We start from the raw sequence: 12,730 nt of genomic DNA on the forward strand, positions 1-12,730 counted from the left end.
GGTTCCCGTGCCCCGTACCCTGGAAGGGTTATGACTGAGACCTCGCAGCGCCCCCGCCCCCTCCGCGTCCTGGCCGCCATGTCCGGCGGAGTCGACTCCGCCGTCGCCGCCGCCCGCGCGGCCGAAGCGGGCCACGACGTGACCGGCGTCCACCTCGCGCTCTCCGCCAACCCCCAGTCGTTCCGGACGGGCGCGAGGGGCTGCTGCACCATCGAGGACTCGCGCGACGCCCGCCGCGCCGCCGACGTCATCGGCATCCCGTTCTACGTGTGGGACCTCGCCGACCGCTTCCGCGAGGACGTCGTCGAGGACTTCGTCGCCGAGTACGAGGCCGGCCGCACCCCCAACCCCTGCCTGCGCTGCAACGAGAAGATCAAGTTCGCCGCCCTCCTCGACAAGGCGCTCGCCCTGGGCTTCGACGCGGTCTGCACGGGCCACTACGCCAAGGTGATCGTCCGGGAGGACGGCACCCGCGAGCTGCACCGCGCCTCCGACATGGCCAAGGACCAGTCGTACGTCCTCGGCGTGCTCGACGACCGGCAGCTCGCCCACGCGATGTTCCCCCTGGGCGACACCGTCACCACCAAGGACGAGATCCGCGCCGAGGCCGAGCGCAGGGGCCTGGCGGTGGCCAAGAAGCCCGACTCGCACGACATCTGCTTCATCGCCGACGGCGACACCCAGGGCTTCCTCGCGGACCGGCTCGGTCGCTTCGAGGGCGACATCGTCGACGAGTCCGGCGCGAAGCTCGGCACCCACGAGGGCGCGTACGGCTTCACCATCGGCCAGCGCAAGGGCCTGCGCATCGGCACCCCGGCCCCCGACGGCAAGCCCCGCTACGTCCTCGACATCTCCCCGGTCACCAACACGGTCACGGTCGGGCCGGCCGACGCGCTGGACGTCAGCGCGCTGACCGCGATCAAGCCCCGCTGGTGCGGCGTCGCCCCCAGCGGCCCCGGCACCTACACGGCCCAGCTGCGCGCCCACGGCGGCGAGACCGAGGTCACCGCCGAACTCGTCGACGGCTCCCTGGAGGTCACCTTCGCCGACCCGGTACGGGGCGTCGCCCCCGGCCAGGCGATCGTCCTGTACGACGGCACGCGCGTGGTGGGCTCGGCGACGATCGCGTCGACCAGGAGGGCGACGGCGGGCGTGGCCTGACCCTGCGGACAGCCGGAAGGCCGGGCGGCGCGTCCCGCGGGTCCTCGCCCGTCGGAGGCAGGCTCCACGCACGCGTGCCCCCGGTCAGCCCCGTCCGAAGAAGTCCGTCAGCACCGGCGCCATCACATTCGGCTCGACCATGTGCGTCTGCCCCTGGAGCGTGCGGTACGTCCCCTCGGGGACGGAGTCCGCGATCGCCCGGGCCGCCTCGCGGAGCCACCCGGGGCTCGCGTCGCCCGCGACCGCCAGGACGGGGACGCCGACCGACCCGAGCCGGTCACGGGGGACCCGGCCGTCGCGCATGACGGCGTCGTCGTAGGCGAGGCTCGAGGCCATCGCCTCCATTCCGGCCCACATGGGGGACTGGCGGGCGCCCTGGATCACGCTCTCGGCCAGGCCGGTCAGCCGCAGGAACAGCTCGACCGCGTCCCCGCGCCGCCCCTCGCCCAGCGACTCCGTCAGCCGCCGGGTGTACTCAGCGCGCTCCTCGGCACCCTCCTCGGACATCGCGAACGGCGTTTCGTACACCGCCACACGCCGCACCGGCAGGCCGCTCGCCGCCGCCTCCAGGGCCAGCGCCCCGCCTGACGAGATGCCGTACAGGAACGCCTCGCCGCCCACCGCCTCGATCACCGCCGCCAGGTCCTCCACCTCACGCTCCACGGCGTACGGCGCGGTGTCACCGCTGGCGCCGCGCCCGCGGCGGTCGTACACGACGGCCTGGAAACGCTCCGAGAGCGACACTGCCAGCGGCGCCAGGGTGCCGCCCGTCGACATCGCGCCACTCACCAGGACGACCGCGGGGCCGCGTCCGGTGCTCTCGTAGGCGATGCGGGTGCCGTCACGCGAAAGGGTCTTCTTGTCCATGCCCACGCAGACTGCCGCACGGCACGGTGTTCGTGGGTGAGGCGGGCCGTGCGTCAGCCGATCACAGCATTTCCACCTCGTGGAAGCACAGGTGGTCCCTGATCTCGGCGACGTCCGGCTCGGGGCCCGGACAGGCCCGGACGAGGTCCGCCGCGTCCGGCAGCGACCAGTAGGACGCGGTGCCCTTGAACGGGCAGTACGTCTGCGTGCCGGACGGTGTCAGCAGGTCCAGGCGTACGTCCTCGGCCGGGAGGTAGTAACGCTAGGGACAGCCCGTCTCGCGCAGGACCAGCGGCCGGTCGCTCTCCGCCAGCGCCTGCCCGGCGTGCACCACGCGCACCGGCCGGTCACTCTTCTTGATGGTGATGCGATGCCCGGTGGCCACGATCGCCCTCCTTCGGGTAGCCGACCCCTAGGCTCAGCGCACGTTGAAGCGGAGTTCTTCCCTCACCGCAGGAGGCCACCCATGCCAGCCACGGAATCGGCCAGAAACCGCAGTGCCCTGGCCCACCAGATCCGGTACGCCCTGCGCCACCCGGGGCGCGTGCCCGCGCACGCCCGGCGCGCGGTGCGGGACGCCTGGCTGCGGCTGCGGTACCGCGACCACATCGCGTACTACCGCGCCGTGATGGCCTCCGACGCGGCGCGCAGTGCAGAGGCGGCGGTGGGGCACAACCCCTCGCGCGAGGCGTGGCTGCGGATCGGGCGCATGCAGTTCGACTACCTCGTGGGCCACGGCCTCCAGCCGCACCACCGCATGCTGGAGATCGGCTGCGGCAACCTGCGCGCCGGGCGGCTGTTCATCGACTACCTCGACGCCGGGCACTACTACGGCATCGACATCTCGCCGCACATCCTGCTCGCCGCCCAGGACACCCTCGTGGCCGAGAAGCTCCAGCCCAAGCTGCCCTATCTGGCGCTCGCCGACGACCTCACCTTCGCCTTCCTGCCCGATGCGCACTTCGACGTCGTACACGCGCACAGCGTCTTCTCGCACTCGCCGCTGCACGTCATCGAGGAGTGTTTCGCCCACGTCGGCCGGATCCTCGCGCCCGGCGGGTTCTTCGACTTCACGTTCGACCGCACCGAGGGCGAGGAGCACCAGGTGCTGCACGAGGACTTCTACTACCGGACGGCGACGCTGACCGAACTCGCCGCCAAGTACGGCCTGGAGGCCCGGTTCATGGACGACTGGGAACAACTCCCGCACAGGCAGTCCAAAATCCGGGTCGTCACGACGGCGGACCGGGCCCGTACGGTGGGTTCATGAACATCTGTGTCTTCCTGTCCGCCGCCGACCTCGACGAGCGCTACACCCGTCCCGCGCGGGAGTTCGCCAAGCTGCTGGGCAAGGGCGGCCACACCCTCGTGTGGGGCGGCTCCGACGTCGGCCTCATGAAGGTGGTCGCCGACGGAGTGCAGGAGGCGGGCGGCCGGCTGGTCGGTGTCTCCGTGCAGTTCCTCTCGGCCAAGGCCCGCCCCGGCGTCGACGAGATGGTCGTCGCCCGTGACCTCGCCGAGCGCAAGAGGCTGCTCCTGGAGAAGGCCGACGCCGTGGTGATCATGGTCGGCGGCACCGGCACGCTCGACGAGGCCACCGAGATCCTGGAACTGAAGAAGCACGGGCACACCGACAAGCCGGTCGTCCTGCTCAACACCGCCGGCTTCTACGACGGCCTGAAGGAGCAGTTCCGCCGCATGGAGGACGAGGGCTTCCTGCCCCGCCCGCTCACCGACCTGGTGTTCTTCGCGGAGGAGCCGGTGGGGGCGCTCGCCTACCTGGAGGAGAGCCGGGGCATCGAGTGACCGCCCCCTGATGCGAGCATGGCGGGCATGGCTACTCATGTGATCACCGGAGCCGGTTCCGGCATCGGCGCGGCCGTGGCCCGCCGTCTGCACGCGCGCGGGGACGACCTCGTGCTGCACGCGCGCGACGCGGGCCGCGCGAAGGAGCTGGCGGCCCAGTTCCCCGGGGCGAAGACCCTGGTCGGCGACCTGGCCGACCCCGACAAGCTCTCCTGGGCCTTCTCCCACCAGTCCCTGCCCGACCGCGTGGACTCGCTGCTGCACATCGCCGGGGTCGTCGACCTCGGCCCGGTCGGCGAACTCACCCCGAAGACCTGGCGCCACCAGCTCAACGTCAACCTCGTCGCCCCGGCCGAGCTGACCCGCCACTTCCTGCCCCAGCTGCGCGCCGCCCGGGGCCACGTGGTCTTCGTCAACTCCGGCGCCGGCCTGAACGCCCACGCCGGCTGGTCCGCGTACGCCGCCTCCAAGCACGGTCTGAAGGCCCTCGCCGATTCCCTGCGCCACGAGGAGCACGCGGGCGGCGTCCGCGTCACCTCCGTCTACCCCGGCCGCACGGCCAGCCCCATGCAGGCCAAGGTCCACCAGCAGGAGGGCAAGGAGTACGTCGCGTCGAAGTGGATCGACCCCGAGTCGGTCGCGACGACGATCCTGATGGCTCTGGACCTGCCGAGGGACGCCGAGGTCAACGACCTGACGGTACGACCGGGGAAGTGACCGGCCGGGCCGCTGCGTAGGCTGCTCCGGTGAGCGAAAACAGCCAGTTCAGGTTCGGTGCCGCCACGGGTGTCGGCTCCATGCCCGGAGGCGACGCCCGGGAAGCCGCCAGAACCGTCACCGGAACCTTCGAGGACTTCCCCTTCCTGCCCGAACTGCCCGCCCGCGGGCCCGGCGCGGACATGATCGGGCGGACCGCCGGCATGCTCGTCGAGCTGTACGCGCGCGTGGAGCCCAGCGGCTGGCGGCTCGGCGACCGCCCGGGACGGGACACCAAACGGGCCCGCTCCTGCCTCGGCCAGGACCTCGACGCGCTGGAGGAATTCACGCAGGAGTACCAGGGGCCGCTGAAGGTCCAGGCCGTCGGGCCCTGGACGCTCGCCGCCCACCTGGAGCTGCGCAATGGCGAGGCCGCCCTCTCCGACCCCGGAGCCTGCCGCGACCTCGCCGCCTCCCTCGCCGAGGGGCTCCGTCTGCACCTCGCCGAGGTCCAGCGGCGGGTCCCCGGCGCGCAGCTCGTCCTCCAGCTCGACGAGCCGTCCCTCGCCGCCGTCCTGCGCGGCCAGGTGAAGAGCGCCAGCGGCTACCGCACCCACCGGGCCGTCGACCGGCAGATCGTCGAGGGCGCACTGCGCGACGTCGCCGGCGTGCACGGCGGCGGCCCGGTCGTCGTGCACTCCTGCGCACCGGACGTCCCGTTCGCCCTGCTCCGCCGGGCCGGCGTCGCGGGCGTCTCCTTCGACTTCTCCCTGCTCACCGAGCGTGACGACGACGCGATCGGGGAGGCCGTGGAGGGGGGCACCCGGCTCTTCACCGGTGTCGTCCCGTCCGCGGAGGGCCCATTGTCAGACCCTGCCGGTAGCGTCATGGGTGTCAGGACGCTGTGGCGCAGGCTGGGGCTGTCACCGGGGCTTCTCGCGGAGGCGGTCACAGTCACCCCGGCGTGCGGACTCGCGGGGGCCTCCCCGAGTTACGCGCGCACGGCTCTCGCCCACTGCGCCCGGGCGGCGAGATCCCTCGCGGACAACCCAGAGTAACGGGAGGACGACACGGTGGCCGGCGACAAGCAAGCGGAGACGACGACGGTGCCCGCCGAGGCACGGGAGAAGCACGCGCGCCTCGCGGAGCAGATCGAGGAGCACCGCTTCCGCTACTACGTGAAGGACGCTCCCGTCGTCAGCGACGCGGAGTTCGACCAGCTGCTGCGTGCCCTGGAGGCGCTGGAGGAGGCGCACCCTGAGCTGCGCACCCCGGACTCGCCGACCCAGAAGGTCGCCGGTTCGTACGAGACGGAGTTCACGGCGGTCGAGCACCGCCAGCGCATGCTCTCCCTCGACAACACCTTCAACGACGAGGAGCTCGCCGCCTGGTCGGAGCGCATCGCGAGGGAACTGGGCGAACAGGACTACCACTTCCTGTGCGAGCTGAAGGTCGACGGCCTCGCCGTGAACCTCACCTACGAGCACGGCCGTCTCACCCGCGCGGCGACCCGCGGCGACGGCCGCACCGGCGAGGACATCACTCCGAACGTCCGGACGATCGCGGAGATCCCGGAGCGCCTCAAGGGCGACTCCGTGCCCGACCTCGTGGAGATCCGCGGCGAGGTCTACTTCCCGATGGAGAAGTTCCAGGAGCTCAACGCCCGTCTGGTCGAGGCCGGCGACAAGCCCTTCGCCAACCCGCGCAACGCGGCGGCCGGTTCCCTGCGCCAGAAGGACCCGCGCGTCACCGCCACCCGCCCTCTGCACATGGTCGTCCACGGCATCGGCGCCCTGGAGGGCTTCAGCGGCCTGACCCGCCTGTCCCAGGCGTACGACCTGCTGAAGACCTGGGGCCTGCCCACCTCCTTGCACAACAGGGTGGTCGACGGCCTCGACGGCGTACGGGAGTTCATCGCGTACTACGGCGAGAACCGCCACTCCGTGGAGCACGAGATCGACGGCGTGGTCGTCAAGCTCGACGAGATTCCCCTCCAGGGCCGCCTCGGCTCCACCTCGCGCGCCCCGCGCTGGGCGATCGCGTACAAGTACGCGCCGGAGGAGGTCAACACCAAGCTCGTCAACATCCGTGTGGGCGTGGGCCGCACGGGCCGGGTCACCCCGTACGCGCAGGTCGAGCCGGTCACGGTCGCGGGCTCCGAGGTCGAGTTCGCCACGCTGCACAACCAGGACGTGGTCAAGGCCAAGGGCGTCCTCATCGGCGACACCGTGGTGCTGCGCAAGGCCGGTGACGTCATCCCGGAGATCCTCGGGCCGGTCGCCGACCTGCGCGACGGCACCGAGCGCGAGTTCGTGATGCCGAGCGAGTGCCCCGAATGCGGCACGGCCCTCCGGCCGATGAAGGAGGGCGACGTCGACCTGCGCTGCCCCAACGCCCGTACCTGCCCGGCGCAGTTGCGCGAACGCCTGTTCTACCTCGCGGGCCGCAAGGCGCTGGACATCGAGCACTTCGGCTACGTCGCCGCGGCCGCCCTCACCAAGCCGCTGGAGCCCGAGGACCCCCCGCTGGTGGACGAGGGCGACCTGTTCGACCTCACCATCGAGCAGCTGCTGCCCATCAAGGCGTACGTGCTCGACCCGGACAGCGGCCTGCCCAAGCGCGACCCGAAGACCGGCGAGGAGAAGGTCGCCACGATCTTCGCGAACCAGGAGGGCAAGCCCCGCAAGAACGCGCTTGCCATGCTGGAGAACATCGCCGCGGCCAAAGAGCGCCCGCTCGCCCGCGTCATCACCAGCCTGTCGATCCGTCACGTCGGGCCGGTGGCCGCCGAGGCGCTGGCCCGCGAGTTCCGCTCGATCGAGCGCATCGACCAGGCGACGGAGGAGGAGCTGGCGGTCACCGAGGGCGTCGGGCCGACCATCGCCGCCTCCCTGAAACAGTGGTTCGCCGAGGACTGGCACCGCGAGATCATCCGTAAGTGGCAGTCCGCCGGGGTCCGCATGGAGGAGGAGAGCACCGGCGAGGACGAAGGGCCGCGCCCCCTCGAAGGGCTCACGGTGGTCGTCACCGGCACCCTCGAACACTTCACGCGGGACGGCGCCAAGGAGGCGCTGCAGAGCCGTGGCGCGAAGGTGACCGGATCGGTTTCGAAGAAGACGTCATTCGTCGTCGTGGGTGACAGCCCCGGATCGAAGTACGACAAGGCGATGCAACTGAAGGTTCCGGTTCTGAACGAGGAAGGTTTCGGCGTCCTGCTGGAGCAGGGACCGGAAGCGGCGGCCGAAGTCGCCCTTTCGGCCGAGGAGTAGCGGTTGAAGGCCACCCGTTCGGCGCATACCAGATGCATACGGGCGGCCGGGGCGCATTCGGGCAACCGTCGGCGACCGCTGCCCGTGGAAGCCTTCCGCGGCCTACTGTTGAGATGTGCGCCTGCCGTGCCCAGCTGCGGTCGGGGCATCGTCGTGCTCGGGCAGGGGCGCGGGGAAGGGTTTTCCAGCGCGGGCCGTTGAGGGTTGTCGGGCACCGGGCCGCGTGGCGTGGGCACCGCCGGCTGTGAGAGGGACGGGAATGGAACCGACCGAGAGCGCCGTGCCGGGCTCACGGCTGCGCCTGAGCCGCATGGCGGTCGCATGGCGCGCAGTCCGTGGGGCCGGCCGGCCGGCGGGGCGTCCGGGCGCGGAGGTGCGCGCCGTCGGACAGTACACCGCGGGCGGGCGTACCGGCGGGGGGCACGCCGCGGCGGACGGCCGCGGTGCCCCGCCGCCGGTCACCGAGCACGGCCCCGCACTGACCGGAGCGGACGCGGACCCGGACCCCGATCGGCACCACGCCCGGCCCGCGCTGCCCGCGGCGGTCGTCGTGGCGGCCGGGTTCGTCCTGGGCGCCGGCTTCTACCGCGCCTTCACCGGCGGCCACGCCTTCTTCCCGTCGGGGACGGCCGGCTGGGCGCTGGCCGTGCTGACCGGCATCATCGTCGGCCACCTCGTCATGCTGGGCCGCTCCCGCTGGTGGGGCGGCACCGGCTCGGGCGCCGCCCTCACCCTCGCCGTGCTGCTGCTGTACGGCTGGGTCCCGGCCGGCATGGTCAGCCTCACGGTCGTCGTACTGGTCGGCGTGGCCCGCCGCAACCGCTGGCGTCAGGGCGTGCTGCACGGAGCGGTCGACCTCCTCGGCGTCGGCGCCGGCGGCCTGGTGCTGGGTGTCTTCGGCACCGTGCCGTCCGTCGAGTCCCCGGCGGAGCCCGGCGCCTGGACGCTCGCCACCGCGCCCGTGGTGGCCCTGGTCGTCGCCGCCTACCTGGCGGTCACCCGCGTCCTGCTCTGGTACCTGCAGGCCCCGCGCCCCGGACTGCCCACCGTCGCCCGCACCGCCCTGGTCAGACAAGGCCTGGTCGCGGTCGCACTGTTGGGCATCGCGCCGCTGGTCTGCGTGGTCGCCGCGGCCAAGCCGATCCTGCTGCCGCTGTTCTCCATCCCCCTCATCGCCCTGGACTCCACCCTGTGGATAGCCCGGGCCCGGGCGGAGGAGCAGCTGCGCGACCCGCTGACCGGGCTGCCCAACCGCCAGTGGCTGCTGGAGCGGATCTGGACCGCGCTGGACGACGCGGAGCGGATCGACGCCCGCGCCGCCCTGATGCTGATCGACCTCGACCGCTTCCGTTCGGTCAACGACACGCTCGGTCATCTGGCCGGTGACCGGCTGCTGCTGCAGATCGCCGACCGGCTGCGGGTGGCCCTGCCGCGCGGTGCCGAGGCGGCCCGGCTCGGCGGGGACGAGTTCGCCGTCTTATTGCCGGTCGCCGACTCCACGACCTCCGCGACCCGAGTCGCCCGCAACCTGGTCGCCGCCCTCAGCTCCCCGCTCGACCTCGACGGCCTCACCCTCGTCCTGGAGGCCAGCGCCGGGGTCGCCGTCTTCCCCGACCACGCCCTCGACGCCGAAGGACTGCTGCGGCGGGCGGACGTGGCGATGTACCAGGCGAAGCGCGACCGTACGGGCGTGGAGGTCTACGAGTCCAAGCGCGACTCCAACACCCCGGACCGGCTCGGCCTGCTGGGCGACCTGCGCCGCGCCCTCGACGCGCACGAGGTGCATCTGCACTACCAGCCCAAGGTCCGCTTCGACGGACAGGTCGCGGGCCTGGAGGCCCTGGTCCGCTGGGTGCACCCCGAGCGGGGCAAGGTGCCGCCGGACGAGTTCATAGCGATCGCCGAGTCCTCGGGCCTGATGCCCCACCTCACCGAGTACGTCCTGGAGACCGCCCTCGGCCAGGTCGCCCGCTGGCGCGCCCAGGGCCTGTTCGTCCCGGTCGCGGTGAACGTCTCCCCGCGTGACGTGCACACCCCGGGCTTCGCCGGCTCCGTCGCCGCCCGGCTGGCCCGGCACGGCGTCCCGGCGGGAGCGCTCCAGCTGGAGATCACGGAGCACGTCCTGCTGGAGGACCCCGGGCGTGCCGCCGACACCCTCAACGCGCTGACCGGTCACGGCGTGAAGATGTCCCTCGACGACTTCGGCACGGGCTACTCCTCCCTCGTGCACCTGCGCCGGCTCCCGGTCAGCGAGCTGAAGATCGACCGCTCCTTCGTGGCCCGGCTCGCGGTCGACACCGAGGACGCGGAGATCGTGCGCTGCACGGTCGACCTCGCGCACTCCCTCGGCCTGCTCGTCGTCGCCGAGGGCGTCGAGGACGACGAGACCTGGGAGCGCCTGCGCGACCTCGGCTGCGACGCCGTCCAAGGCTGGCTGGTCGCCGCCGCGATGCCTCCCGACGAGACCACGGCATGGCTGTGCGCCCGCGGCTCCCGGGGCTGGCAGCGCCCCCGGGCCGCGCTTCCGGCCGCGGCGGCGGACGACTCGGGCCGGGTCGTTTGAGGCTCGCCGTGCCGGGGTCTTCCGGTTCGAGCAGACCGTGGCCGCGTACGCGGTGCCCGGAGAGGTCGTCACCGCGGCCCGAGCCGCGGCATCCGATCTGCTGACCTGGCTGGCTACCCCTACCGAGCCGGTCATTGCCGCAGGCTGGGAGTGGCTGGAACGGGTGTGACGAGCCCGGCCGGAACCACGACCGGACGGCGCCTGACACCCTCCGCACGGGCGCGACCCCTCGCGCCCGCCGTCAGGCACCGGCAAACCGTTTCACGGGCACGGCCCCCCGCCCCATAGGATTGGGCCAAACCACACTCACTCACCCAGAGGATCGCTGCATGCCTGGCATCACGCGCGAGGAGGTCGCCCACCTCGCCCGGCTGGCGCGTCTGGAGCTGAAGCCCGAAGAGCTCGACCACTTCGCAGGCCAGCTCGACGACATCATCGGCGCGGTCGCCCGCGTCAGCGAGGTCGCCGACCAAGACGTACCGCCGACCTCGCACCCCCTCCCGCTGACGAACGTCATGCGGGCGGACGAGGTCCGTCCGTCGCTCACCCCCGAGCAGGCGCTCTCCGGCGCCCCGGCCCAGGAGCAGCAGCGTTTCAAGGTGCCGCAGATCCTGGGGGAGGACTAAGAAGCCATGACGGACATCATCAAGCTCACCGCCGCCGAGACCGCCGCGAAGATCGCCTCCGGCGAGCTCACGGCCGTCGAGGTCACCGAGGCCCACCTCGCCCGCATCGAGGCCGTCGACGAGAAGGTGCACGCCTTCCTGCACGTCGACCGCGAGGGCGCCCTCGCCCAGGCCCGTGCCGTCGACGACAAGCGCGAGAGGGGCGAGAAGCTCGGACCCCTCGCCGGCGTTCCCCTCGCGCTGAAGGACATCTTCACCACCGAGGGCGTGCCCACGACCGTCGGCTCGAAGATCCTCGAAGGCTGGATCCCCCCGTACGACGCGACCGTCACCCAGCGGCTGAAGGCCGCCGACGTCGTCATCCTCGGCAAGACCAACATGGACGAGTTCGCCATGGGGTCCTCCACCGAGAACAGCGCCTACGGCCCGACCGGCAACCCCTGGGACCTGACCAAGATCCCCGGCGGCTCCGGAGGCGGCTCCTCCGCGGCGCTCGCCGCGCACATGGCCCCCCTCGCCATCGGCACCGACACCGGCGGCTCCATCCGTCAGCCCGCGGCGGTCACCGGCACTGTCGGTGTGAAGCCGACGTACGGCGCGGTGTCCCGGTACGGCATGGTCGCCTTCTCGTCCTCCCTCGACCAGGGCGGGCCCTGCGCCCGCACGGTGCTGGACGCGGCCCTGCTGCACGAGGTCATCGCCGGGCACGACCCGCTCGACTCCACCTCCATCGACGAGCCCGTCCCGGCGGTCGTCGAGGCCGCCCGCAACGGCAGCGTCGAGGGCATGCGCGTCGGCGTCGTCAAGCAGTTCCGCGGCGAGGGCTACCAGGCCGGCGTCATCCAGCGGTTCGACGAGTCGGTCATGCTCCTCAAGGAGCTGGGTGCCGAGATCGTCGAGCTGGACTGCCCGTCCTTCGACCTGGCGCTGTCGGCGTACTACCTGATCGCCCCGTCCGAGTGCTCGTCCAATCTCGCCCGCTTCGACGGCCTGCGCTACGGCGTGCGGACCGGCGACGACGGCAGCCACTCGGCCGAGGAGGTCACCTCCCTCACCCGTGAGGCGGGCTTCGGACCCGAGGTCAAGCGCCGCATCATGCTCGGTACGTACGCACTTTCGAGCGGCTACTACGACGCCTACTACGGCAGCGCCCAGAAGGTCCGCACGCTCATCAAGCAGGACTTCGACAAGGCGTTCGAGCAGGTCGACGTCATCGTCTCCCCGACGACCCCGACCACCGCCTTCGCGATCGGCGAGCGCGCCGACGACCCGATGGCGATGTACCTCGCCGACCTGTGCACCATCCCGACCAACCTGGCGGGCAACGCGGCGATGTCGCTGCCGTGCGGTCTCGCCCCGGAGGACGACCTCCCGGTCGGCCTGCAGATCATCGCCCCCGTCATGAAGGACGACCGCCTGTACAAGGTCGGTGCCGCCGTCGAGGCCGCCTTCGTGGAAAAGTGGGGCCATCCGCTGATCGAGGAGGCTCCGTCGCTGTGAGCGCACTGTCCAAGGCCAAGGGCTTCAAGGCGTCCAAGTCCGGCCTGTACCTGTCGATGGCCACGTCGGCGTTCGGCGCCGTCGGTGTCTACAAGCAGATGAAGAAGGCCCGCGGGGACAACGACACGCTGCGGCTGCTCGACGCCGTCGTGACCGGAGCGGCGGTCGTCACCAACCTGGCCATTCTCTATCGCGAGCTGAAGCGGCTGGGCGACGACGACGTCCTGCTGGGCTGAGAGGGA

Annotated in this window: 11 protein-coding genes and 1 pseudogene; 10 read left to right on the forward strand and 2 right to left on the reverse strand. The window is 71.9% G+C overall.

Annotated features, from left to right (window positions below; all coding sequences use genetic code 11):
* The first annotated feature begins 30 nt into the window (after window positions 1-30).
* Window positions 31-1,161 carry a tRNA 2-thiouridine(34) synthase MnmA gene (mnmA, locus tag ACWD1U_RS14890; protein ID WP_451107612.1) on the forward strand — a complete coding sequence of 377 codons (1,131 nt, stop codon included), beginning with the start codon at window positions 31-33 and terminating at the stop codon, window positions 1,159-1,161.
* Window positions 1,162-1,245: 84 nt separating this feature from the next.
* Here mnmA and ACWD1U_RS14895 read toward each other — a convergent pair whose 3' ends face one another.
* A complete protein-coding gene (locus tag ACWD1U_RS14895; RefSeq protein WP_451107614.1) occupies window positions 1,246-2,028 on the reverse strand; it encodes an alpha/beta fold hydrolase in 783 nt (260 codons plus the stop codon).
* A gap of 61 nt (window positions 2,029-2,089) precedes the next feature.
* Window positions 2,090-2,413: pseudogene (locus ACWD1U_RS14900) on the reverse strand (DUF427 domain-containing protein).
* Window positions 2,414-2,494: 81 nt separating this feature from the next.
* On the opposite strand from ACWD1U_RS14900, the gene ACWD1U_RS14905 reads away from it, so the two are divergent.
* From ACWD1U_RS14905 to ACWD1U_RS14945, 9 genes are all read left to right on the forward strand, one after another.
* Entirely contained in the window at window positions 2,495-3,298 is an 804-nt protein-coding gene (locus tag ACWD1U_RS14905; protein WP_451107615.1) for a class I SAM-dependent methyltransferase, read from the forward strand.
* A complete protein-coding gene (locus ACWD1U_RS14910) occupies window positions 3,295-3,834 on the forward strand; it encodes an LOG family protein (protein ID WP_451107617.1) in 540 nt (179 codons plus the stop codon). Before ACWD1U_RS14905 ends, ACWD1U_RS14910 begins: the two co-directional genes overlap by 4 nt.
* A 27-nt stretch (window positions 3,835-3,861) precedes the next feature.
* Complete coding sequence (locus ACWD1U_RS14915; RefSeq protein WP_451107619.1) at window positions 3,862-4,551, forward strand: SDR family oxidoreductase; 690 nt, start codon at window positions 3,862-3,864, stop codon at window positions 4,549-4,551.
* 29 nt (window positions 4,552-4,580) lie between these two features.
* The gene (locus ACWD1U_RS14920) at window positions 4,581-5,588 is read left to right on the forward strand and encodes a methionine synthase (protein ID WP_451107620.1); all 1,008 of its coding nucleotides are present in this window, start codon (window positions 4,581-4,583) and stop codon (window positions 5,586-5,588) included.
* 15 nt (window positions 5,589-5,603) lie between these two features.
* Window positions 5,604-7,799, forward strand: a complete 2,196-nt coding sequence (ligA, locus tag ACWD1U_RS14925) for an NAD-dependent DNA ligase LigA (RefSeq protein ID WP_451107622.1) — start codon at window positions 5,604-5,606, stop codon at window positions 7,797-7,799.
* A gap of 259 nt (window positions 7,800-8,058) precedes the next feature.
* Window positions 8,059-10,362 (forward strand): putative bifunctional diguanylate cyclase/phosphodiesterase, encoded by a 2,304-nt coding sequence (locus ACWD1U_RS14930; RefSeq protein ID WP_451107624.1) that lies wholly within the window; start codon window positions 8,059-8,061, stop codon window positions 10,360-10,362.
* Window positions 10,363-10,691: 329 nt separating this feature from the next.
* The gene (gene gatC, locus ACWD1U_RS14935; protein WP_018531282.1) at window positions 10,692-10,988 is read left to right on the forward strand and encodes an Asp-tRNA(Asn)/Glu-tRNA(Gln) amidotransferase subunit GatC; all 297 of its coding nucleotides are present in this window, start codon (window positions 10,692-10,694) and stop codon (window positions 10,986-10,988) included.
* A gap of 6 nt (window positions 10,989-10,994) precedes the next feature.
* Window positions 10,995-12,488, forward strand: a complete 1,494-nt coding sequence (gene gatA / locus ACWD1U_RS14940; RefSeq protein ID WP_451107626.1) for an Asp-tRNA(Asn)/Glu-tRNA(Gln) amidotransferase subunit GatA — start codon at window positions 10,995-10,997, stop codon at window positions 12,486-12,488.
* Complete coding sequence (locus ACWD1U_RS14945; RefSeq protein ID WP_451107627.1) at window positions 12,485-12,724, forward strand: hypothetical protein; 240 nt, start codon at window positions 12,485-12,487, stop codon at window positions 12,722-12,724. Before gatA ends, ACWD1U_RS14945 begins: the two co-directional genes overlap by 4 nt.
* Window positions 12,725-12,730: the final 6 nt, after the last annotated feature.

This window comes from Streptomyces sp. NPDC002788 (assembly GCF_053592115.1).

Coding starts and splice junctions, on each gene's coding strand:
- mnmA (WP_451107612.1), top strand. CDS start 31: ATGACTGAGACCTCGCAGCGCCCCCGCCCCCTCCGCGTCCTGGCCGCC.
- ACWD1U_RS14895 (WP_451107614.1), bottom strand. CDS start 2,028: ATGGACAAGAAGACCCTTTCGCGTGACGGCACCCGCATCGCCTACGAG.
- ACWD1U_RS14905 (WP_451107615.1), top strand. CDS start 2,495: ATGCCAGCCACGGAATCGGCCAGAAACCGCAGTGCCCTGGCCCACCAG.
- ACWD1U_RS14910 (WP_451107617.1), top strand. CDS start 3,295: ATGAACATCTGTGTCTTCCTGTCCGCCGCCGACCTCGACGAGCGCTAC.
- ACWD1U_RS14915 (WP_451107619.1), top strand. CDS start 3,862: ATGGCTACTCATGTGATCACCGGAGCCGGTTCCGGCATCGGCGCGGCC.
- ACWD1U_RS14930 (WP_451107624.1), top strand. CDS start 8,059: ATGGAACCGACCGAGAGCGCCGTGCCGGGCTCACGGCTGCGCCTGAGC.
- gatC (WP_018531282.1), top strand. CDS start 10,692: ATGCCTGGCATCACGCGCGAGGAGGTCGCCCACCTCGCCCGGCTGGCG.
- gatA (WP_451107626.1), top strand. CDS start 10,995: ATGACGGACATCATCAAGCTCACCGCCGCCGAGACCGCCGCGAAGATC.